This window comes from Kitasatospora sp. NPDC094019 (assembly GCF_044764505.1).
Taxonomy (GTDB): domain Bacteria; phylum Actinomycetota; class Actinomycetes; order Streptomycetales; family Streptomycetaceae; genus Kitasatospora.
The window spans coordinates 650,418-670,478 of sequence record NZ_JBIWIF010000001.1 but is presented as its reverse complement, the minus strand read 5'-3'; the positions used below and the strand labels follow the sequence as shown (position 1 = coordinate 670,478).

Below are 20,061 nucleotides of genomic sequence, written 5' to 3'. Positions count from 1 at the left end.
TCGGGGCAACTCCCGTTCGTAGAAGTGAAGTTACTTTCGGTAGCGAGCGATGCTCAATCCGAAGCCGGTCACTTCACTCGTAAGGGTGATCCGGCCACTGTTTCGCCTGCGTGCGAACCGGAGGGTGTGCGCGGTTCCGGCCCGGTCGCCCTGCGCGAACCGGTCCCGGGCGCCGGTCGAACGGGACCACCGCCGCCCGGGCGCTCCCGCGCCGCGGGTTGACGCGCGCCCGCGGGCTCCCGGCGGGGCGGCCCGCCGGACCCCGGGGCCGCTCCGGCGGTCGGTCGGACGGGCGGTGCCCGGGCGGGCGGGCGGACGGCTTCCCCCGCGCGCACGGTAGTCTCGACAGGTGCCGAAACTGTCCGACGTCATCACCGCCCTCGAAGAGCTGTACCCGCCGCAGTGGGCGGAGTCCTGGGACGCCGTCGGCCTGGTCTGCGGCGACCCTCGGGCCGAGGTCCGCCGCGTGCTGTTCGCCGTCGACCCCGTGCAGGCGGTCGTCGACGAGGCCGTCGAGTGGGGGGCGGACCTGGTGGTCACCCACCACCCGCTGTACCTGCGCGGCACCACCACCGTGGCCGCCACCACCTTCAAGGGCCGGGTCGTGCACACCCTGATCCGCGCCGGGATCGCCCTGCACGTGGCCCACACCAACGCCGACCACGCCGATCCGGGCGTCTCGGACGCGCTCGCCGAGGCGGTCGGCGTGACCGTGACCGGCCCGCTGGTCCCGGACCCGACCGACCCGCTGGGCCGGCGCGGCACCGGGCGGGTCGGACTGCTCGAACCCCCGCTGCCGCTGGCCGCGTTCGCCGCCCGGGTCGCCGCCGGCCTGCCGGCCACCGCCGCCGGCGTCCGGGTCTCCGGTGACCCGAACCGGCTGATCAGCCGGGTCGCGGTGTGCGGCGGTTCCGGCGACAGCCTCTTCGCCGAGGTGCGCGCGGCGGGTGTCGACGCCTACCTGACCGCCGACCTGCGCCACCACCCGGCCTCCGAGGCCGCCGAGGCGGCGCCGGTCGCCCTGGTCGACGCCGCGCACTGGGCCACCGAGTGGCCCTGGCTGCCGCTGGCCGAGCGGGCGCTGCTCGGCACCGCCGAGAAGCGCGGGTGGACCGTGGAGACCAGGGTCTCCCGTACGGTCACCGACCCGTGGACCGCGCACGCCCCCATGTCCTTCCCCGCCTGACCCGATTCACAGGAGCTCTCCGCTTGAACGCCGCGCCCGCCGACCAGATCCGCCTGCTCGACCTCCAGGCCATCGACTCCAAGCTCGACCAGCTGGCCCACCGGCGGCGCAGCCTGCCGGAGCACGCCGAGATCGACAAGGTCAACGCCGACCACACCGCGCTGAAGGACCTGGTGGTCGCCGCCCAGGCCCAGCACGGCGACACCACCCGTGAGCTGACCAAGGCCGAGCAGGACGTGGAGCAGGTCCGTTCCCGGGCCGCCCGCAACCAGCAGCGCCTGGACTCCGGCACGATCACCTCGCCGAGGGACCTGGAGAACCTCCAGCACGAGATCGGCTCGCTCGCCAAGCGCCAGGGCGACCTCGAGGACGTCGTGCTGGAGATCATGGAGCGGCTGGAGTCCGCCCAGACCCGGGTGGTCGAGCTGTCCGCGCGCCTGGAGCACTCCACCGTCGTGCTGACCGAGGCCGAGGGCCGCCGGGACGCCGCGTTCGCCGAGATCGACGCCGAGGTGGAGAAGGTCGGCCGCGACCGCGAGGCCGTCGCCGCCGTCGTTCCGGCCGACCTCATGAAGGTCTACGCCAAGCTGCGCGAGACGCAGGGCGGTGTCGGCGCGGCCCGCCTGTTCCAGCGCCGTTGCGAGGGCTGCCGCACCGAGTTCTCGATCACCGAGCTGAACTCGATCAAGGCCGAGCCGGCCGACAAGGTGGTCCGCTGCGAGAACTGCTCGCGGATCCTGGTCCGCACGGCCGACTCGGGCGTCTGATCCGATGGCCGGGCGCAGGTTCGTCGTCGAGGCGGACGGCGGTTCCCGGGGCAACCCGGGGCCGGCCGGCTACGGCGCGGTGGTCCGGGACGGCGACACCGGACAGATCATCGCCGAGGCCGCTGAGTTCATTGGCCATGCGACCAACAATGTCGCCGAGTACCGGGGCCTGATCGCCGGGCTGAAGGCGGCCCGGGCGATCGACCCGGACGCGGCGGTGGACGTCCGGATGGACTCCAAGCTGGTCGTCGAGCAGATGTCCGGCCGCTGGAAGATCAAGCACCCGGACATGCGGCCGCTCGCGGCCGAGGCGGGCGAGGTCTTCCCGCGCGGCCAGGTGGCGTACACCTGGATCCCGCGCGAGAAGAACAAGGACGCCGACCGGCTGGCCAACGAGGCGATGGACGCGGGCAAGGCCGGCCGCCAGTGGGAGCCCAGGGCCGCCGGAGCCGGGACCGCCGGGGCCGGGGCGACCGTCGGGGCGGCCGCCGACGAACCGCCGCTGGAGACCGCCGCCCCCAAGGCCGGCTGGGCGGCGCCCGCCGACCTCGGCACCCCGACCACCTTCGTCCTGCTCCGGCACGGTGAGACCCACCTCACCCCGGAGAAGCGTTTCTCCGGCAGCGGCGGTACCGACCCGGAGCTGTCCGAGAAGGGCCGCTGGCAGGCCGAGCGGGCCGCCGAGGCGCTCGCCGCGCGCGGCTCGGTCCAGGCCGTGGTGGCCTCGCCGATGCTGCGCACCCGGCAGACCGCCGAGACCGTGGCCGCCCGGCTGGGCCTGGAGGTCCGGTACGAGGAGGGGCTGCGCGAGGTCGACTTCGGGGCCTGGGAGGGGCTGACCTTCGGCGAGGTCCAGGAGCGCCACCCGGAGGACCTCGCCGCCTGGCTCGGCTCCGCCAAGGCCAGGCCGACCGGCGGGGGCGAGAGCTTCACCACCCTCACCCACCGGGTCGGGGTGGCCCGGGACAAGGTCCTCGCCCGCTACCCCGGGAAGACGGTGCTGGTGGTCTCGCACGTCAGCCCGATCAAGACGCTGGTCCGGCTGGCGCTCGGTGCCCCGCCGGACTCGCTGTACCGGATGGAGCTGTCCGCCGCCTCGCTCTGCGCCGTCCAGTACTACACGGACGGCAACGCCTCGGTGCGGCTGCTCAACGACACCGGGCACCTGCGCTGACGGACGCCGGGCGGGCCGGCCGGATCCCGTCCGGACGGCGCCCGGCGCGTCCGTGCCCGGGGCCGTGTCCGGACGCGTGCCCGCGGCCGGGTTCGCGGGTGCTCAGTGCACCTCGGTGACCACCACGTCCAGCTGCCACGGCTTGCGCGCCGTTCCCTCGGCGGCGACCTCCACCCGGTGGCCGAGCCCCAGCAGCGCGTCCAGCAGCTCGCCGGGCGTCTTCGGCTCGGCGCCCGCGACCAGCAGGTCACGGACCAGGCGGCCCTTGGTGGCCTTGTTGAAATGGCTCACCACCGTGCGCCTGCCGTCGCGCTCCTGCAGCACCCGCACGGTCGCGGTCCGGGCGACGAGCTCGCCGGCCGGCTTCCAGGCGGCCGCGTAGGCGGAGGAACGAAGGTCCAGCACCAACCCGTCCGCGGCCTCCGGCAGCACGGGCGCCATCGCGCTCCGCCAGTACGCTCCGAGCGCCCCCAGTCCGGGGAGTTTCACGCCCATCGAGCAGCGGTAGGGCGGGATCCGGTCGTCGATCCGCACGGCGCCCCAGAGCCCGGAGAAGACCAGCAGCGTCCGTGTCGCCCGGTCGTACGCGGCCTCGTCGAGCGTCGCCAGCCCGAGGTTGTCGAAGAGCACCCCGGTGTACACCTCGCCGGCCGGGAACGCCCCCGCCGTCGGCAGCCCCGCGTTGCGCGCCACCTCGCCGCGCAGCCCGGGGCTCAGCCCCAGCACCTCGGCGGCGGTGTCCTCGTCGCCCCGGCAGAGTCCGACCAGCGTCTCCAGCACCCGGGCCCGGGCCGCCGTCAGCCCGGACAGCGACAGCCCGTCGAGCGCCACCGGCACGCCGTCCCCGGACGCGGCCTTCCCCTCCGAGGGCGGCAACAGGACCAGCACGGCGACTCCTCAACACTTTGTGGCGGCGGACCCGGCCACCCTACGCAACCGGCCCCGGCTCCCGGTAACCCGTGACCGGCCTCAAGCCGCCGCGACCACTCCAGCCCCGGTGCCGAGCGCCAGGCAGAGCGGCGAGTAGTAGCGGGCGTCCAGGCGCCGGAACCGCTCCGAACGCCGGTCCGCCCCGCCGCCGACCACCGGCCCGGCCACGCCGCGCGCCAGCAGCACCGCCGACACCGTCCACACCCCCGCCCGGCGCAGCCGCGCCGGCCCCACCGCCGGCACCGCCCCGGCCTCCGCGGCCACCAGGTAGGCGGCCGCGCCGAGCAGCCCCGCCACCGCCGCGCACGCCGCCGCCGGGGGCACCCCCTCGCCGGTGCCGACCACGGCGTCGGCGAACTCCTCCGGAGTCCGCAACGGCCACGGCGTCACCGTCCACAGCGCGTGCAGCGCCGCCGTCCCCGCCAGTACCCCGGCCACCGTCGTCCCCACGGCCCGCACCGCTCGCATCGCCCGCTCCCCTCCGCCGCCGATCATCAGCCGCTCCCACGTTACGACTCCTTACGCGGACGGCCCGCCCGCTCGCCTGCCTGCCCGCTCGCCCGCCCGGGGGCGCGTCCGGACGTCGGCGCGCCGCCCGCCGCCGACGTCCGGCCGGAACCACCCGCCCGGCCCTACGCTGCCCCCATGCCCCGCCGAAAACTGCGCGTCAAGGCCGCCGACTCCGCCCGGATCAATGCCGAACTGGCCGAGCTGCGGGCCGTGCTGGAGGTCCGCGCCGAATGGCCCGAAGCGGCGCTGGCGGAGGCCGAACGGGCCGCCGGGGCACCCCGGCTGCCCGACCACGACGCCACCGGGCTGCCGCTGTTCACCGTCGACCCGCCCGGCTCCCGCGACCTCGACCAGGCGATGCACCTCGCCCACCGCCCCGGCGGCGGCTACCGGGTGCACTACGCCATCGCCGACGTCGCCGCCTTCGTCCGCCCCGGCGGGGCGATCGACGAGGAGGCCCGGCGCCGGGTGCAGACCCTCTACTTCCCGGACCGGCCGGTGGCGCTGCACCCCACCCGGCTCTCCGAGGACGCGGCCAGCCTGCTGCCCGGCGAACCCCGCCCCGCGCTGCTCTGGCAGATCGACCTCGACGAGGACGGTGCCGTCGTCCTCGCCGACCTGCGGCGCGCCGTGGTCCGTTCGCACCGCCGGCTCGACTACGCGACCGTCCAGCGCGCCGTGGACACGGGCGGCGCCGACGAGCAGCTCGCCCTGCTCGCCACCGTCGGCCGGCTGCGCGAGGAACAGGAGCGCGAGCGCGGCGGGATCAGCCTCCCGGTGCCCGAGCAGGAGATCGAGGAGACCCCGCGCGGCTACGTCCTCGGCTACCGCGCCCCCACCCCCGCCGACGGCTGGAACGCCCAGATCTCGCTGCTCACCGGCATGGCCGCGGCCGAGCTGATGCTGGACGCCGGGGTCGGCCTGCTCCGGACCCTGCCCGCCGCGCCTCCCGCCGCGTACGAGCGGCTGCGCCGCACCGCCCGGGCACTGGACGTCGACTGGCCCGACCGCCTGCCGTACCCGGACCTGGTCCGTTCGCTGGACCCGGACCTCCCGCTGCACGCCGCCTTCCTGAACGAGTGCACCGGCCTGCTGCGGGGCGCCGGCCACGCCGCCTTCGACACCGCCCGGGGCCGGCCGGTGCCCGCCGACCCCGGACACGCCGCGCTGGCCGCCCCGTACGCGCACTGCACCGCGCCGCTGCGCCGGTTGGGGGACCGGTTCGCGCAGGAGGTCTGCGCGGCGGTCGCGGCGGGGGAGGAGCCGCCGGACTGGGCCCGCGAGGCGCTGGCCGAGGTGGCCGCGCTGATGACGGCGGGCGACCGCCGGGCGGCCGAGGTCGAACGGGCCTGCGTGGACCTGGTGGAGGCGGAGCTGCTGTCCGGCCGGGTGGGCGAGGAGTTCCCGGCGGTGGTCATCGACGTGGACGGGAAGCGGCCGGGCCGGGGCACCGTCCAGCTCCGCGAACCGGCCGTCCGGGCCCGCTGCGACCGGGCCGGTGCGGGGCCCGGCGAGGGGGCCGACGGGGAGTCACCCGGCACCGCCCTGCCGCTCGGCGGCCGGATCTCCGCCCGGCTCACCGTCGCGGACCCCGCCACCCGGACGGTCCGCTTCGCCGCCGTCTGAGCCCGGTCCGGGTGGGAGGATCGAGCCGTGCCCGATGCCACCCTCCTGAGTCCGCCGCCCGCCGCCGACCCCGGCCGGCGCCGCCGACAGCTCGTCCTGGCGATCTGCTGCATGAGCCTGTTCATCGTCGGTCTCGACAACACCGTGGTGAACATCGCCCTGCCGGAGATCCAGAAGGACCTGGACGCCCCGGCCTCCGGCCTGCAGTGGATCATCGACGCCTACACCCTGGTGCTGGCCTCGCTGCTGATGCTGTTCGGCTCGCTCGCCGACCGGTTCGGCCGCCGCCGGGTGTTCCAGACCGGCCTGGTGGTCTTCGTGCTCGGCTCGCTGCTCTGCAGCCTGGCGCCGAGCCTGGGGTGGCTGGTGCTGTTCCGGGCGGTGCAGGCGGTGGGCGGTTCGATGCTCAACCCGGTGGCGATGTCGATCATCACCAACACCTTCACCGAGCCCCGCGAGCGAGCCCGGGCGATCGGCGTCTGGGGCGGGGTGGTCGGCATCTCGATGGCGCTCGGCCCCTTGCTCGGCGGCTTCCTGGTGCACGCCGCCGGCTGGCCGGCGATCTTCCTGATCAATGTCCCGGTCGGCCTGCTGGCCTGCCTGCTGACCGCCCGCTACGTCCCCGAGTCGCGCGCGCCCCGGGCCCGCCGGCTCGACCCGGTGGGGCAGTCGCTGATGGTGGTGCTGCTCGGCTGCGGCACCGCCGCGATCATCGAGGGCCCGGAGCACGGCTGGACCTCCCCGTTGATCCTGGGCCTGGCCGTGGCGGCGCTGGCCGCGCTGGTGGCCTTCCCGCTCTGGGAGCGGCGGGTCGCCGAGCCGCTGGTGGACCCGAGGTTCTTCCGCAGCGCGCCGTTCACCGGGGCCACCCTGACCGCCGTCTGCGCCTTCGCCTCGCTCGGCGGATTCCTCTTCCTCAACACCATCTACCTCCAGGACGTCCGCCGGTACAGCCCGATGGAAGCCGGCCTGTGGACCCTGCCGATGGCGGTGATGATGCTGGTCTGCGCGCCGCTGTCGGGCCGGATCGTGGGTGCCAGGGGTCCCCGGCTGCCCCTGGTGCTGGCCGGTCTCGGCCTGGTCGGCAGCGGTCTGCTGCTGACCAGGCTGGCGGCGGACTCCCCGCCGGCGCTGCTGCTGGCCGCGTACGGGCTGTTCGGCTTCGGCTTCGGCTTCGTGAACGCGCCGATCACCAACTCCGCCGTGTCCGGCATGCCGAGGGCCCAGGCCGGGGTGGCGGCGGCGGTCGCCTCGACCAGCCGGCAGGTCGGCCAGTCGCTCGGCGTCGCGGTGATCGGCACCGTGGTCGCCTCGGCGGTGGCCGGCCCGGTGCTCACCGGCTTCGCCCCGGCGAGCCACGCCGGCTGGTGGATCATGGTGGGGCTCGGCGCGACGATCCTGCTGCTGGGCCTGGTCACCACCTCGGCCTGGGGCACGGCCACCGCGGCCCGGGTGGCCGCCCACCTCGGGGCGGAGCCGCCGCCGCCCCGCCCCGGAGTACGGGAGGCCCCGCCCGAGCGGCTACGATGACCCCTACGGCGGAAGAGCCGGCCGGGCGGTCGCGACGGGTCCCAGGACCCGCCGAGGAACGTCCGGGCTCCACAGAGCAGGGTGGTGGGTAACGCCCACCCGGGGTGACCCGCGGGACAGTGCCACAGAAAACAGACCGCCCGCCGCTTCGGCGACGGGTAAGGGTGAAACGGTGGTGTAAGAGACCACCAGCGACCGGGGTGACCCGGCCGGCTAGGTAAACCCCACCTGGAGCAAGGTCAAGATCGGCGCCCCAGGGCGCTGTGCGCGGATGCTTGAGGGCTGCTCGCCCGAGTTCGCGGGTAGACCGCACGAGGCTGTCGGCAACGGCAGCCCTAGATGGATGACCGCCTCCCCGGCCCGCGCGAGCGGCCCGGGAGACAGAACCCGGCGTACAGGCCGACTCTTCCGTCGCCTGGCTTGGTTGAGGCCCCCTGACCTGCAGATAAGCAGGTCAGGGGGCCTCTCTTCGGTCCACCCCGGGTTGTCGGTTCCGGCCTGCGGATCCGGCCGACGGCCCACCCTGGCGGACCCGGGCAGGGCCAGTGGCCGCCATCAGTGCGGAATGCCCTGGATGATGTCCCGGGCCCCCTGCCGAAGAAGCTCGGCGCACGCGCGGGCTCCCAGGACGGCCGGGTCCCCCTGGTGCTCGTCCCAGACCATGACGTTGGCGAACTTCGAGCCCTCACGGTCGAAGACCATGCCGCGCAGGGAGAGCTGTCCGTCCCCCTCGGTGGTGCAGTACCCCGCGATCGGCGAGTTGCAGTGTCCACGGAGCCCATGCAGCATGACGCGCTCAGCCGTCACTTCGACCATGGTCCTGTCGTCGTTGAGCTTCTCCAGCAACGCGCCGACGGAAGGGTCGTCCTGGCGGCACTCCAGCCCCAGAACGCCGGCACCGACGGGCGGCAGCATTTCGTCCATGCTGAGGACGTAGCCGGGGCGCTCGATTCCGAGACGGGCCAGTCCGGCGACGGCCAGGATCATGCCGTCCGGCCTCACGCCGTCGAGCTTCTTCTTCCCGTCCAGCTTTTCGAGCCTGGTGCCAACGGCGCCACGCACCCGAACGACCTTGAGGTCGGGGCGTGCCCGGAGAACCTGAGCTTTCCGGCGGACCGCCGAGGAGAGGATGACGGCACCGGCCGGGAGGTCGGCGAGAGTCTTGTACCCGGACCCTTCGGGGAAGAGGAGGACATCCCGAACGTCCGGCCGCTCCATGTAGGCCGCGAAGATCAGCCCCTTCGGGAGCGGCACGTCCCCGGGCACGTCCTTGACGCAGTGAACGGCGGCGTCGATGTCGCCGCGCTGGAGCATCTGGTCGATCTCGCGCGTGTACAGCCCCTTGCCGCCCAGTTGGGCGAGGTCCCCTTCCCACTTGTCGGCTTCGGTGGTGACCGGCACCACCTCGGTCCGCAGGTCCGGGACGTGCTTCCTCAGCTCGGCGATCACCATGTCCGTCTGGACGAGCGCGAGCGGGGAGCTACGGGTCCCGATCCGGAGAAGCCGCTTCGGGAAGTCGGAGGTCATGTCAGACCGTCCTTTCGTGTCGTGTCTCTCGATAGGTAACGGCTCCGGGGAGCTGAAGGGGCGCCCGGATCCGCGCGGCAACGGACGGATGCAGCAGGGTCTTCGCTTCGTCGTGGGTCGCCCAGCGCCAGGACGACAGCTCCCGGGCCTGAAGGGAGATCCGGTCCGTGTCTTCGCCGCGAAGACACGGACCGGACCACAGGAAGACGAGTCGGTCACGAGCGCCGGGGCGACGGGCCCGCGCCCACTCCACGGCGAACAGGTCGTCTTCCCGGATGTCGGGGCGCAGGCCCAGCTCCTCCTGGATCTCCCGCCGGGCAGCGTCCAATGGGGACTCCCCGGGCTCGACCACGCCTCCAGGCAGATGCCACGAGTGAAGCCCGGTGGCTTGCACGATCAGCAGGCGAGAAGCCGGATCGGTGAACAGCACGTACGACGTAACGGGGTGTCCGGGTGCGACGGCGGCCATGGTGAACTCCTCCTTCGGTCTGTTCCGGCTACTGGTGTCGGACTTCACGAAGCGAGCAAGGCCCGAGCCCGACGCGGCCTGTTGGTCGTGCAGACGCGGATCAACTCCGGCTTCTCACCGATCCGCTCGATGTCACCGGGCGAGGTGGTCCACTCAAGGCCGCCGCCGCGGGGGCGGAGATAGACCCGGCCGCTCATCGTGTCCATGTAGACACCCTCAACACCCTTGTGAGCACGGTCCTTGACGACCTCCCCGAGCTCGGGCCGATAGATCGTAGTTCGCGAGCGCTTGCTGACCGCCACCACAACTCCCTGGAGCACTCGGTCTGTGTCCTAGTTCAGAAGGTAGAACTCCGAGAAGCACTTCTGGCGAGAATGTCGGTGCACTAGTGTACTTCTGAGTGACCGTCATCTCGAACCGGGAGTAGCGCATGGCCAGTCCCAAGGCATTCACCGCGATCGCCGATCACTACCGGCAGGCGATACTCGCGGGCGAACTCGTCTCCGGCGAAAAGCTCCCCACCAACAGGGAGATGTGCCAGCGGTGGAACGTGGCGACAGCAACCGTGAGCAGGGCGTTGAACCAGCTGCTGGTGGAAGGGCTCATCAGGACCAGCCCTCGTGGAACCTTCGTGGCGGACGACGCGACGGTAGCCGCGACCGGGCGCGACCGGCTGGCGATGGTCCAGCGGCTGCGGTCCAGCCAGATGGAGGGTGAGACCAGTCGGGTCACGGCGGCCGAGTTGGTCGTTCCGCCTCTGTACGTACAGGACATCTTCGGTCTCGACCCCGGGGACCAGCTTGTGAGGCGTGAGTTCGTCGCCGGTCGGGGCAGGACCCGAACCATGCTGGCCGTCGCCTGGTACCCGGCGCACTTCGCCGTACTGGTACCGGATTTGCTGTCGACGGCGCCGAGCAAGAACGCCGGCCTCACCGCCAAGGTGCTTGAGGCGTCCGGGCGTACGATCACCCACGCCCGGGACGACCTGCACGCCCGGGAGTGCGACGCCCGGGAGGCATCGGCTCTGGGGCTGCGCGTGGGGTCGCCGGTGCTCGGTGGCGTCCACCGTTGGTCCGATGACGAGGGTGTGATCGAGTTCGGCCTCTGGGTCGTACCGACGCGAGTCACGATCGGCTACGAGTACGGGGCGTGAGCAGAGGAAGCAAAGAGATTGGCCCTCGCCGCGAAGGCGAGGGCCGGTAGGAGTCGGGTCAAGAAGTGGGCCGGCCCGCCGCGGTTTTGAGGATGTCCTTCGTGGGTCCGCGCTCGTCAAGGATGTGATCCGGCCCCACCGTGTCCAGCGCGGGGATCGAAGGATCCTTCCGGCGTACAGGCCGACTCTTCCGTCCCTGACGTCCGCGAAGGCCCCCCGACCCACGGTCGGGGGGCCTTCGGCGTTGGTGGGGGATCAGCCCGGGTGGGTGCCGACGGCGTCGCGGATCTGGTCGCCGAGGCCGCCGTTGACGCGGGCGCAGTGGGCGCAGCAGAAGAACATCCCGGCGACCTCGACGCCGTGGCCGACGATCCGGACGCTGCACTGCTCGCAGCGCGGCGCGAGCTTCTCCATCGCGCACTCGAAGCTGTCGAAGGTGTAGACGTCGCCGGTGACGGTCTTGATCTCGAAGGCGAGCCAGTAGTCGTTGCCGCAGGAGACGCAGGTGGCCATGGCGGCGCACTTCCTTCCGGGCGGGTGGGGCGGACGGCGGGGCCGGGCGGCTGCCCGGCCCCTTCCAGTGTCCGAGCGCCCTCGGTGGGCGGCCACCCGGTGGGGCCACCCGGTCAGGCGGAGCGGTCGGAGAGCTTCTCCAGGGCTCGGAGGACGCGGTCGGCGTCGTCGGCGGCGACGAACAGGTGGTCGTGGTGGTAGCCGGCCACCACGTTGCAGCTGAGCCCTTCCTCGGCGAGCCGGGTCGCGACGGCGGCGGTCAGGCCGACGGCCTCCAGTGCGGAGTGGATCCGCAGGGTGATCCAGGCGGCCACGTACTCGTAGCGCAGGCCCAGCGCGTCCGCCTCCTCCTGGGCCACCACCACCGTCACCCCTTCGGGTTCGGCGACCGTGGCGACCGGCCGCAGTCCGGCGGGCACCTTGGTGGGGAGTGTGCAGTAGACGTACCGCCCCGGGTTGAGCACGGGGCGCAGGTCGCGCAGCAGTGTCGCGAGGTCTCGTTCTCCGGCCATGCACGCACCGTAGCGGCCCAGGGGGCGGCTGTGTCGGAAGGTGTATCGGAAAGCGTTGACGACCGACAGTCAGCGATATATCGTCGAGTTATCGAGACAGTAACTCGACTGTCCCGAACGATCGTTTGACGATCGTCGCGACGGGGCCGCGTCCGAGCGGCCCGAACGGGAGGTGGGTGCCATGCGCCCAGGACGATTCCGTGGAGAAGGCGGTCCCGGCGGTTGCCGCCCGGGGCCGGAGTTCGCCGGGACGCCCGGTGAGCGGTACGAGGGCCGGGGGGCGTTCGGCCCCTTCGGTCCGCCCTTCGGTGGCGGTGGGCCGGGCGGACGCCCGGGGCCGCCGTGGGCCCGGGGCGGCTTCGGCGGTCCGCCGCCGTGGGTGCGCGGACGGCGCGGCGGGCGGGCCCGGCGCGGGGACGTGCGCGCCTCGCTGCTGGCGCTGCTCAAGGAGCGGCCGATGCACGGCTACGAGATGATCGCCGAGATCGCCGAGCGTTCGGGCGGGGCCTGGCGGCCCAGCCCCGGTTCGGTCTACCCCACCCTCCAGTTGCTGGAGGAGGAGGGCCTGGTCACGGCGGAGGAGGTCGGCGGCAAGCGGCTGGTCCAGCTCACCGAGGCGGGCCGGACCGAGGCCGAGGCCGGACCGGACGAGCCGTGGGCGGAGGCCGGTCAGGAGATCGACTGGGCCGCGGTCCAGGAGGTCGGCCAGGCGCTGGGCGCGGTCGAGCAGGCCGTCCGCCAGGTCATGGCGACGGGCAGCGAGGCGCAGCGCGCCAAGGGCCTGGAGGTGCTCAACGAGGCCCGCAAGAAGCTGTACCTGATCCTGGCCGAGGACGCCTGACCGGTACGGGTACTGCCTGACCGGTACGGGTACGGCCCGACCGGTACGGGTACGGGCGGTGCGGTTGCTCAGGGGCGGACGGCGAACAGCGCCACGCACGCGAGCAGCAGCACCGCCCAGCCGAACCAGAGCCAGCCGTTGGAGCCGAGCACCGCGCTGTAGACGCTGACCGCCACCAGCAGGCCGGCCGTGACCCCGGCCACCTGCCGGTTGTGCTGGGCCACCGACCGGGAGCGGTCCCTCGGGTGCCGTTCGGTTCTCGCCATCGCCGTCCTCCCGCGAGGGGAGGCGGCCGTCACCCGGAAGCGCGGGCGGTGGCCGCCTCGTCGTACTCGTAGCGCCAGAACCAGCGGAGGCCCCGCTGCTGCTTGGCCCGGACGTACACCAGTGTGCGCGCCGGAGTGTCCCCGTGCGAAGGGACCGGCACGGTGTACTTCTTGGGCACCCCGTACATCGGGCCCAGTGGGATGGGGAGGGTCCGGCCGTCCAGGGGGCCGCCGACGAATTCGGTGTCCGCGCTCTTCACCCCACCAGGGTCTCACCCCGGTGGGGGTGTGCGGAGGGCCGCGGACGCGGGCGGACCGGGCCGCCGCGGCCGCCCCGGCGGAGGCGGTGTGAGGGCCGGGTGCCGGGAGTGTGACCGGCGAGGCACCGCCCCCGGTCATCCGAAGGGCCCGCGCACCCTTATCCTTCCTGTTACGCCCTCGGGGTCCACCCGGGTCAGCGGGCCCGTACGGGCCGGGCGAGGCGCATCTCATCGTGCCCGCCGGGCCGCCGAGCCGCAGCCGTCGTGCCGCCTTGACTCCGTACCGTGACCCCGGGCGTCGGTCGTCCGGTGACCCCGGCTCCGGTCGGCGGGGCGCGGGACCGCAGTGCCGAGCACCACCCGGGGAAGCAGCGGGGGGCGCCGTGCGTTGCGTCGAGTGGTACGTCGAACGCTGTGTCACACCAGGCACGGCAATGCGCGGAAGGGGCCCGATGGAATCCGGCGGCAGGTGGACGGCCTGGTGGCAGAAGCGGGATCGTGAGCGGGCCCGGTCGGCGGCACCCGACAGCCCGGCCGCCAGACTGGACCAGCTGCTCGGCGCGGTCCGCGCCGGGTTCCCGCTCGCTCCGGCCGCGCATCCGGCCGGGTACCGCTGTTCCTGCGACCGGGTGGCCTGTCCGGCCCCGGCCCAGCACCCGGTCTCCTTCGCGTGGCAGACACAGGCCACCACCGACCCGGAGCAGCTCGCCCGCTGGCTCTCCCGCGACCCGCTGGCCAACTTCGTCACCGCCACCGGCCGCGCCCACGACGTGCTCGACGTCCCGGCCGAGGCCGGGCGGCTCGCCCTGGACCGGCTGACCGCGCTCGGCGTCGAGGGCCCGGTGGCCGCGGTCGGCGAGGACCGCTACCTGTTCTTCACCGCCACCAGGGGCACCCCGGTGGACGAGGACGAGTGGTGGCCGAGCGCCCTGGACTCCACGCCCGACACCATGTCCGAGCACCCCGGTCTGCGCTGGCACTGCCGCGGCTCGTACACCCTGCTGCCGCCGGCCGCGCTGCCGGACGGCTCCGACGTGCGCTGGCTGCGCGGGCCGGAGCAGCCGCTGCCGGACCCGCTGCGCGTCCTGGACGTGCTGACCGACGCCTGCACCGAGGTGGGCGCGGTGGCCGAGGAGCAGTGGCTGATCGGCTGACCGGCCGACCGCAGAGGTGGGCCGGCCCGGTGGGCCGGCCCGACCGCCCGGCTACGGCAGGGTGAGGACCTCCGCGCCGTCCGCCGTGACCACCAGGGTGTGTTCGAACTGGGCGGTGCGCTTGCGGTCCTTGGTGACGACGGTCCAGCCGTCCGGCCAGATCTCGTAGTCGTAGGTGCCCAGGGTGAGCATCGGCTCGATGGTGAAGGTCATGCCCGGCTTGATGACCTCGGTGGCCCGCTCGCTGTCGTAGTGCGGGACGATCAGGCCGGAGTGGAACGACGTGTTGATGCCGTGTCCGGTGAAGTCCCGGACCACGCCGTAGTCGAACCGCTTGGCGTAGGACTCGATGACCCGTCCGATCACATTGATCAGGCGGCCCGGCTTGACCGCCTTGATGGCCCGGTCCAGCGACTCCCTGGTCCGCTCGACCAGCAGTCGGGACTCCTCGTCCACGTCGCCGACCAGATAGGTGGCGTTGAGGTCGCCGTGTACCCCGTGGATGTACGCGGTGGCGTCGATGTTGACGATGTCGCCGTCCTGGAGGACGGTCGAGTCGGGGATGCCGTGGCAGATGACCTCGTTGATCGAGGTGCAGACCGACTTGGGGAAGCCCCGGTAGCCGAGGTCCGACGGGTAGGCGCCGTGGTCGCACATGTACGCGTGCGCGACCGCGTCCAGTGCGTCCGTGGTGACGCCGGGCGCGATCAGCTTCGCCGCCTCGGCCATCGCCCGGGCGGCGATGCCACCGGCGACGCGCATCTTCTCGATCGTCTCGGCGGTCTGCACCTCGGGCCCGGTGTACGGCGTCGGCGCGGGCTTCCCGACGTACTCGGGACGCGGGATGTGCGCCGGGACCTTGCGAATGGGGGACTGGATGCCGGGTACGAGAGCCATGTCGGCGAGTCTAATTGTCGGGCCCCGCGGTCCGGGGACGGGCACCGGGTGTGCGGACGGCGCCGGCGAGGGGAATGATCGGGACGACGCGAAGCCACGGCGGGGACACGACCGCCCACACGGAGGTGACCACCATGGCCCTGGGATTCCGGCGGAACAAGCCGACCGGCCGGCCCGGCGAATGGTTCTACTGCATCAAGCACGGCAAGGTCGAGGAGGGGCCGGAGTGCCCGGCCCAGGACCGCTTGGGCCCGTACGCCACCCAGCAGGAGGCGGCGCACGCGCTGGAGACGGCGGAGCTGCGCAACCGGGAGTGGAAGGACGACCCCCGGTGGAACGACCGGCCGCAGGACGGCGCGGGCGAGTAGTCCCGTCCTAGCCGGTCGCCGCGGGGCTCTCCTCGGCCGGGGAGAGCCCCGCCGCCCGGTCCGGAGCGGCCCGGTCCGGAGTCGCCCGCTCCGCGGCGGCGCGCTCGTGCTCGGCGCGGACGGCCGCCGCGTGCGGATCGGTGCGGTCGTCGTAGGACAGCAGCCGGGGCAGCGCGGTGGCCAGCGCGAGCACGCCCACCACACAGGCCACGCCGCCGACCCAGACCGAGGCCCGGACGCCGACCAGTCCGGCCATGCCGCCCGCCCGGACCTGGCCGAGCTGCGGCCCGACCGAGTAGCTGAGCAGCTCGACCCCGGCCATCCGGCCGCGCACCGAGTCCGGGATCGACTGGTTCCACAGCGTGGAACGGGCGATCCCGCTGATCTGGTCGGCGCCGCCGGCCAGGGCCAGGAAGAGCAGCACCAGCCAGACCGAGCCGACCAGTCCGGCCAGGGCGATCGCCACGCCCCAGCCGAGCGCCGCGAACAGCAGCAGTCGGCCGTGCCGGTGGATCCGGGACGTCCAGCCGCCGGTCACCGAGACCAGCAGGGCGCCGACCGCCGAGGCGGCGTACATCGGGCCGAGGGCCCAGCCCGCGTCCAGCTCGGCGGCCAGGAACGGGAAGATCGCCACCGGGAAGGCGAACAGCATCGCGCACAGGTCGATCGCGTAGGTGCCGAGCAGGTCCTTGCGGCTCCACGCGTAGCGGACGCCCGTGAGCACCGCCCGCACCGAGGGCTTCTCGGCGCCGCTGGGCGGCGGTACCGCCCGGATCCGGGACAGCAGCAGCAGCGAGGCGGCGAAGGTGACCACGTCCAGCGCGTACGCGGTCTGCACCCCGGCGAAGGTGACCACGACACCGGCCAGGGTCGGCCCGGCCACCGAGGCGGCGTTGCGGTAGAGGGAGTTCAGCGCGAGGGCGGCGGTCAGGTGGTCGTGCGGGACGATCCGCGGGGTGAGCGCGTCCAGCGACGGGCGCTGCAGGCCGTCGGCGGCGGCGACCAGGGCCGCCACCAGGTAGATCGGCCACAGCACGGGGGTCGGCAGCAGCGCGTTGACCAGCAGCAGGATGCTCAGCAGGCCGAGCCCCGCCTCGGCGAACAGCACCAGTCGGCGACGGTCGAGGGCGTCGGCGAGGGCGCCGCCCCAGAGGCCGAAGACGATCAGCGGGACCAGTTCGAAGGCACCGACCAGTCCCACCGCGACCGAGGAGTCGGTCAACTCCTTGATCTGCATCGGAACGGCGACGTACGTGAGGAAGCTGCCGAAGCCGGTGACGCAGCCCGAGAGCCACAGCAGGCGGAACTCCCGGGAGGAGCGCCAGGGGGTCAGGTCGGGGGCCACCGCGCGCAGCAGGGACTTCGCCCGGCCGCTCGGGGGTGGGTCGGCTTCGTTCACGAGCGACCATCCTGCGCGCGGGTCCGGCCGGGCCGCAACGGGTTTTCCGGCCGCCGACCCGGCCCCGGTCCGGCCCGTTCCCCGGCCCGTTCCCCGGCCCGTTCTGCGGCCCACCGACCCGCCCACCGCCCACTCCGGCGACCCACCCACCGCCCACTCCGCCGACCCCGCCCGCCGTCACCAGCGGCTGATCGTCGGCCCCGCGGTGAGCCGCCCGGCGAGCGCGGCCAGCCGCCCCAGCGCCGAGCGCTGCCCGGGCGGCTGCCCGGCGGCGGCGCTGACCAGGTGCTGGGCGAGGTCGAAGGGCTCGTCCTCGGCCGTGCCGACGGCCAGCCGCCGGTGCGCCAGCCCGGCCAGGTCGCCCAGCCCGGTCGCATCGCCCGGCCCGGTCACGTCGCCCGGCCCGGCCGACCCGCCGGGGGTGCCGGACGCCGCGCCGTCCAGCGCCAGCACCGTCGCCCCGTGTCGGCGGGCGTCCTGCACCCGCTCCAGCAGCGTCTCCCCGGCCGCAGTCGGGGCCACCACCAGGACGGTCGCCCCGCGTCCGGCCCCACTCAGCCGACCCAGCCCGTGCGCCAGATGGGCCGGGGCGGCGGCCGGGACCCGGTGCCGCACCAGGGTGGGCGCCAGCCGGGGGACGTCCGACCAGGCGGCCTCGTCCTCCAGATGGGCGGCCAGGTGCCAGGGTTCGTAGCCGGTGCCGCCGACGAGCAGCAGCTCGCCCGCTCCGCGCCGGGTGACCGCGTGCCGCAGCTCCCCGGCGAAGCCGCCGACGGCTTCCAGCCAACCGGTTCCGGCCAACCGGTCCCTCAGTGCCGAAACTCTCACCGCGTCCATGGCGCACAGGATGTCGCGACCGGCCGCCGGTTTGGCAGGATCGGCCCATGACTTCCCTCGATTCAGCGACAAACCCGGCCCATGAACTGCCGGACGTCTCGCAGCTGGTGGTCGGTGTCCTCGGCGGCACCGGCGACCAGGGGCGGGGGCTGGCCCTGCGGCTGGCCAAGGCCGGCCAGCAGGTGATCATCGGTTCTCGCGACGCGGCCCGCGCGCGGACCTCGGCGGAGGCGATCGGCCTCGGCGTTCGCGGCGCCGACAACGCGACCACCGCCCGTGAGAGCGACATCGTCATCGTGGCGGTGCCCTGGGACGGGCACGCGGCCACCCTCACCGCCCTCCGCGAGGAGCTGGCGGGCAAGATCGTGGTGGACTGCGTCAACCCGCTCGGCTTCGACAAGCAGGGCGCCTTCGCACTTGTCCCGGAGGAGGGCAGCGCCGCCCAGCAGGCCGCCGCCCTGCTGCCGGACTCCCGGGTCACCGCGGCCTTCCACCACCTGTCGGCGGTGCTGCTCCAGGACGAGTCGATCGAGCGGATCGACACCGACGTGATGGTGCTCGGCGAGGAGCGGGCCGCCACCGACATCGTGCAGGCGCTGGCCGGCCGGATCCCCGGCATGCGGGGCGTCTTCGCGGGCCGGCTGCGCAACGCGCACCAGGTGGAGTCGCTGGTGGCGAACCTGATCTCGGTCAACCGGCGTTACAAGGCGCACGCGGGTCTGCGGATCACGGACGTCTGATCACCGGCACCTTCGCCCCGCGGTCCGACCGTCGGGTGGTCCGACCTTCGGAACGGATCGCCGACCTCACCCCTGGACCCGCTCCGGGGGTGAGGTCGGCGACAATGGGGGCCGACCTCACCCCCGGCCGCAGGAGTACCCCGCCATGCCCCGCACGTCCGTCCTCGCCTCGCTCGTCGTCGTTCTCGCGCTGGCCGCCGCCGTGGTCTCGCTGGTGCAGGGCTGGTGGCTCGGCCTGATCTGGCTGCCGATGGCGGGCATCGCCAGCAACGTGCTCTGGATGAACCTGCGCCGGGAGAAGCTGGCCCGCGCGGCGGCCGAGCGGGCCTGAGCCGGAGCGGACCCGAGCCCGAGCCGCAGCGGGGCCGGACCCGAGCCCGGGCGGTCCTTCCCGGTCAGTTCTTCCAGAACGTGAACAGCTCGTGGCCCACCTGCGCGTAGGCCCGCTCCACGCCCAGCAGGTCCATCCCCCCGTACACGACCTCGAAGAACCAGTGGTTGATCTCCGGCTGCCAGAGCAGCGCGAAGACGGCCAGCATGCCGTACGGCGCGAACGGCTCGATCGCCCGTCGGGTCTTCGCCGACAGCCAGGGTTCGACGATCCCGTAGCCGTCCAGGCCGGGCACCGGCAGCAGGTTGAGCAGGGTCGCGCTCAGCTGGAGCATGCCGAGGAAGCCCAGGCCGAGCGCCAGCGGGGAGACGTTCAGCTCGTAGCCGTTCCAGACCGCGTGCACCTTGGAGTCGTCCAGCCAGCCCGCGCCGACCGGCACCAGCAGCAGCACCGCGGCGAGCAGGTTCACCAGCGGCCCGGCGGCCGAAATCAGGCTGTGCTTGAGCCGGCCGTGCACCCGGTGCCGCTCGATCCAGACCGCGCCGCCGGGCAGGCCGATGCCGCCGAGCAGCACGAAGACGATCGGCAGCACGAAGCTGAGCACGGCGTTGGCGTACTTGAACGGGTTGAGGGTCAGGTAGCCCTTGGCGCCGACGCTGATGTCGCCGCCGTGCAGCGCGGTGCGCGCGTGCGCGTACTCGTGCAGGCAGAGCGAGACCATCCAGCCGGCCACCACGAACAGGAAGATCCCGAACCGGGCGTTGCCGTAGCCCTGGAACACCGCCACGGCGGAGGTGGCGAAGATCGCGAGCAGGGCCCAGAACACCGGGCTGATCCGGCGGTCCTCGCTGCGTGAGCGCTGCGTGGCGGCGAAGGTCATGGTGTGGGTGCTCCGGTGGTAGGGAGGATGAGGGCGGGGCAGAGGCCGATCATGCCGGGCGGGCCCGCGCCGGACAAGCCGTCCAGGGTGAACGTACGGAGCCCGGCACCGGGTTCCTGGGGCGGTCTTTCGGACTCAGGGTCCAGTCAGGGTCGAGGGCCGGACAAATGTGCGTGGGGGACGGGGTCGAT

At 73.5% G+C, this 20,061-nt stretch carries 24 protein-coding genes and 1 other RNA gene; 12 read left to right on the top strand and 13 right to left on the bottom strand.

Annotated elements, in window-relative coordinates; translation table 11 throughout:
- Positions 1-349: 349 nt before the first annotated feature.
- From ACIQ9P_RS03015 to ACIQ9P_RS03005, 3 genes are read left to right on the top strand one after another with little or no spacing between them, the layout of a single operon-like run.
- Entirely contained in the window at positions 350-1,186 is an 837-nt protein-coding gene (locus ACIQ9P_RS03015) for a Nif3-like dinuclear metal center hexameric protein (protein WP_402348698.1), read from the top strand.
- Between the two features lie 23 nt (positions 1,187-1,209).
- Positions 1,210-1,953 carry a zinc ribbon domain-containing protein gene (locus ACIQ9P_RS03010; protein ID WP_402348695.1) on the top strand — a complete coding sequence of 248 codons (744 nt, stop codon included), beginning with the start codon at positions 1,210-1,212 and terminating at the stop codon, positions 1,951-1,953.
- Positions 1,954-1,957: 4 nt separating this feature from the next.
- A complete protein-coding gene (locus ACIQ9P_RS03005; protein WP_402348692.1) occupies positions 1,958-3,127 on the top strand; it encodes a bifunctional RNase H/acid phosphatase in 1,170 nt (389 codons plus the stop codon).
- Positions 3,128-3,229: 102 nt separating this feature from the next.
- Here ACIQ9P_RS03005 and yaaA read toward each other — a convergent pair whose 3' ends face one another.
- Together yaaA and ACIQ9P_RS02995 are read right to left on the bottom strand one after the other, a co-directional pair.
- The gene (yaaA, locus tag ACIQ9P_RS03000; protein WP_402348689.1) at positions 3,230-4,015 is read right to left on the bottom strand and encodes a peroxide stress protein YaaA; all 786 of its coding nucleotides are present in this window, start codon (positions 4,013-4,015) and stop codon (positions 3,230-3,232) included.
- Between the two features lie 81 nt (positions 4,016-4,096).
- Entirely contained in the window at positions 4,097-4,552 is a 456-nt protein-coding gene (locus ACIQ9P_RS02995; protein ID WP_402348686.1) for a DUF3995 domain-containing protein, read from the bottom strand.
- 150 nt (positions 4,553-4,702) lie between these two features.
- Here ACIQ9P_RS02995 and ACIQ9P_RS02990 point away from each other — a divergent pair, with 150 nt between their 5' ends.
- The 3 genes from ACIQ9P_RS02990 to rnpB all read left to right on the top strand — a co-directional run bounded on the left by ACIQ9P_RS02990 (position 4,703) and on the right by rnpB (position 8,134).
- Complete coding sequence (locus ACIQ9P_RS02990) at positions 4,703-6,193, top strand: RNB domain-containing ribonuclease (protein ID WP_402348683.1); 1,491 nt, start codon at positions 4,703-4,705, stop codon at positions 6,191-6,193.
- A 111-nt stretch (positions 6,194-6,304) separates the two neighbouring features.
- Positions 6,305-7,723 carry an MFS transporter gene (locus tag ACIQ9P_RS02985; RefSeq protein WP_402349844.1) on the top strand — a complete coding sequence of 473 codons (1,419 nt, stop codon included), beginning with the start codon at positions 6,305-6,307 and terminating at the stop codon, positions 7,721-7,723.
- Positions 7,724-7,736: 13 nt separating this feature from the next.
- Positions 7,737-8,134, top strand: an RNA gene (gene rnpB / locus ACIQ9P_RS02980) — RNase P RNA component class A.
- Between the two features lie 144 nt (positions 8,135-8,278).
- On the opposite strand, the gene hemC is transcribed toward rnpB, so the two are convergent.
- Genes hemC through ACIQ9P_RS02965 form a run of 3 tightly spaced genes read right to left on the bottom strand, consistent with a single transcriptional unit; the run spans position 8,279 to position 10,021 of the window.
- A complete protein-coding gene (hemC, locus tag ACIQ9P_RS02975) occupies positions 8,279-9,250 on the bottom strand; it encodes a hydroxymethylbilane synthase (RefSeq protein WP_402348680.1) in 972 nt (323 codons plus the stop codon).
- Between the two features lies 1 nt (position 9,251).
- On the bottom strand, positions 9,252-9,719 hold the full coding sequence (locus ACIQ9P_RS02970) for an NUDIX domain-containing protein (protein ID WP_402348677.1): 468 nt from the start codon (positions 9,717-9,719) through the stop codon (positions 9,252-9,254).
- A gap of 44 nt (positions 9,720-9,763) precedes the next feature.
- A complete protein-coding gene (locus tag ACIQ9P_RS02965; protein WP_402348674.1) occupies positions 9,764-10,021 on the bottom strand; it encodes a hypothetical protein in 258 nt (85 codons plus the stop codon).
- A 128-nt stretch (positions 10,022-10,149) separates the two neighbouring features.
- Between ACIQ9P_RS02965 and ACIQ9P_RS02960 the strand changes: the two genes are divergently transcribed.
- On the top strand, positions 10,150-10,872 hold the full coding sequence (locus tag ACIQ9P_RS02960; protein WP_402348672.1) for a GntR family transcriptional regulator: 723 nt from the start codon (positions 10,150-10,152) through the stop codon (positions 10,870-10,872).
- Positions 10,873-11,127: 255 nt separating this feature from the next.
- Here ACIQ9P_RS02960 and ACIQ9P_RS02955 read toward each other — a convergent pair whose 3' ends face one another.
- Both ACIQ9P_RS02955 and ACIQ9P_RS02950 read right to left on the bottom strand, forming a co-directional pair.
- The gene (locus tag ACIQ9P_RS02955; protein ID WP_402348669.1) at positions 11,128-11,385 is read right to left on the bottom strand and encodes a Prokaryotic metallothionein; all 258 of its coding nucleotides are present in this window, start codon (positions 11,383-11,385) and stop codon (positions 11,128-11,130) included.
- Between the two features lie 113 nt (positions 11,386-11,498).
- On the bottom strand, positions 11,499-11,897 hold the full coding sequence (locus ACIQ9P_RS02950; protein ID WP_402348667.1) for an ACT domain-containing protein: 399 nt from the start codon (positions 11,895-11,897) through the stop codon (positions 11,499-11,501).
- Positions 11,898-12,078: 181 nt separating this feature from the next.
- Here ACIQ9P_RS02950 and ACIQ9P_RS02945 point away from each other — a divergent pair, with 181 nt between their 5' ends.
- Positions 12,079-12,738 carry a PadR family transcriptional regulator gene (locus ACIQ9P_RS02945; RefSeq protein ID WP_402348664.1) on the top strand — a complete coding sequence of 220 codons (660 nt, stop codon included), beginning with the start codon at positions 12,079-12,081 and terminating at the stop codon, positions 12,736-12,738.
- 68 nt (positions 12,739-12,806) lie between these two features.
- Here the strand turns inward: ACIQ9P_RS02945 and ACIQ9P_RS02940 are convergent, their stop codons facing one another.
- Together ACIQ9P_RS02940 and ACIQ9P_RS02935 are read right to left on the bottom strand one after the other, a co-directional pair.
- A complete protein-coding gene (locus ACIQ9P_RS02940) occupies positions 12,807-13,004 on the bottom strand; it encodes a hypothetical protein (protein ID WP_402348661.1) in 198 nt (65 codons plus the stop codon).
- 29 nt (positions 13,005-13,033) lie between these two features.
- Entirely contained in the window at positions 13,034-13,264 is a 231-nt protein-coding gene (locus tag ACIQ9P_RS02935; protein WP_402348658.1) for a hypothetical protein, read from the bottom strand.
- Positions 13,265-13,716: 452 nt separating this feature from the next.
- On the opposite strand from ACIQ9P_RS02935, the gene ACIQ9P_RS02930 reads away from it, so the two are divergent.
- Positions 13,717-14,418: a bifunctional DNA primase/polymerase gene (locus ACIQ9P_RS02930; RefSeq protein WP_402348655.1), complete on the top strand. Its 702-nt coding sequence runs from the start codon at positions 13,717-13,719 to the stop codon at positions 14,416-14,418.
- A 51-nt stretch (positions 14,419-14,469) separates the two neighbouring features.
- Here the strand turns inward: ACIQ9P_RS02930 and map are convergent, their stop codons facing one another.
- Entirely contained in the window at positions 14,470-15,315 is an 846-nt protein-coding gene (map, locus tag ACIQ9P_RS02925) for a type I methionyl aminopeptidase (RefSeq protein ID WP_402348652.1), read from the bottom strand.
- A gap of 134 nt (positions 15,316-15,449) precedes the next feature.
- Between map and ACIQ9P_RS02920 the strand changes: the two genes are divergently transcribed.
- Complete coding sequence (locus ACIQ9P_RS02920; protein ID WP_402348649.1) at positions 15,450-15,683, top strand: hypothetical protein; 234 nt, start codon at positions 15,450-15,452, stop codon at positions 15,681-15,683.
- A 7-nt stretch (positions 15,684-15,690) separates the two neighbouring features.
- Here the strand turns inward: ACIQ9P_RS02920 and ACIQ9P_RS02915 are convergent, their stop codons facing one another.
- Both ACIQ9P_RS02915 and ACIQ9P_RS02910 read right to left on the bottom strand, forming a co-directional pair.
- On the bottom strand, positions 15,691-17,082 hold the full coding sequence (locus ACIQ9P_RS02915) for an MFS transporter (protein WP_402348646.1): 1,392 nt from the start codon (positions 17,080-17,082) through the stop codon (positions 15,691-15,693).
- A 177-nt stretch (positions 17,083-17,259) separates the two neighbouring features.
- Complete coding sequence (locus ACIQ9P_RS02910; RefSeq protein ID WP_402348643.1) at positions 17,260-17,919, bottom strand: hypothetical protein; 660 nt, start codon at positions 17,917-17,919, stop codon at positions 17,260-17,262.
- Positions 17,920-17,966: 47 nt separating this feature from the next.
- On the opposite strand from ACIQ9P_RS02910, the gene npdG reads away from it, so the two are divergent.
- Together npdG and ACIQ9P_RS02900 are read left to right on the top strand one after the other, a co-directional pair.
- On the top strand, positions 17,967-18,659 hold the full coding sequence (npdG, locus tag ACIQ9P_RS02905) for an NADPH-dependent F420 reductase (protein WP_402348640.1): 693 nt from the start codon (positions 17,967-17,969) through the stop codon (positions 18,657-18,659).
- Positions 18,660-18,804: 145 nt separating this feature from the next.
- Positions 18,805-18,990, top strand: coding sequence for a hypothetical protein (locus ACIQ9P_RS02900; RefSeq protein ID WP_402348637.1), 186 nt, complete (start codon positions 18,805-18,807; stop codon positions 18,988-18,990).
- Between the two features lie 64 nt (positions 18,991-19,054).
- Here the strand turns inward: ACIQ9P_RS02900 and ACIQ9P_RS02895 are convergent, their stop codons facing one another.
- Positions 19,055-19,870 (bottom strand): site-2 protease family protein, encoded by an 816-nt coding sequence (locus ACIQ9P_RS02895; protein WP_402348634.1) that lies wholly within the window; start codon positions 19,868-19,870, stop codon positions 19,055-19,057.
- Positions 19,871-20,061 lie beyond the last annotated feature (191 nt).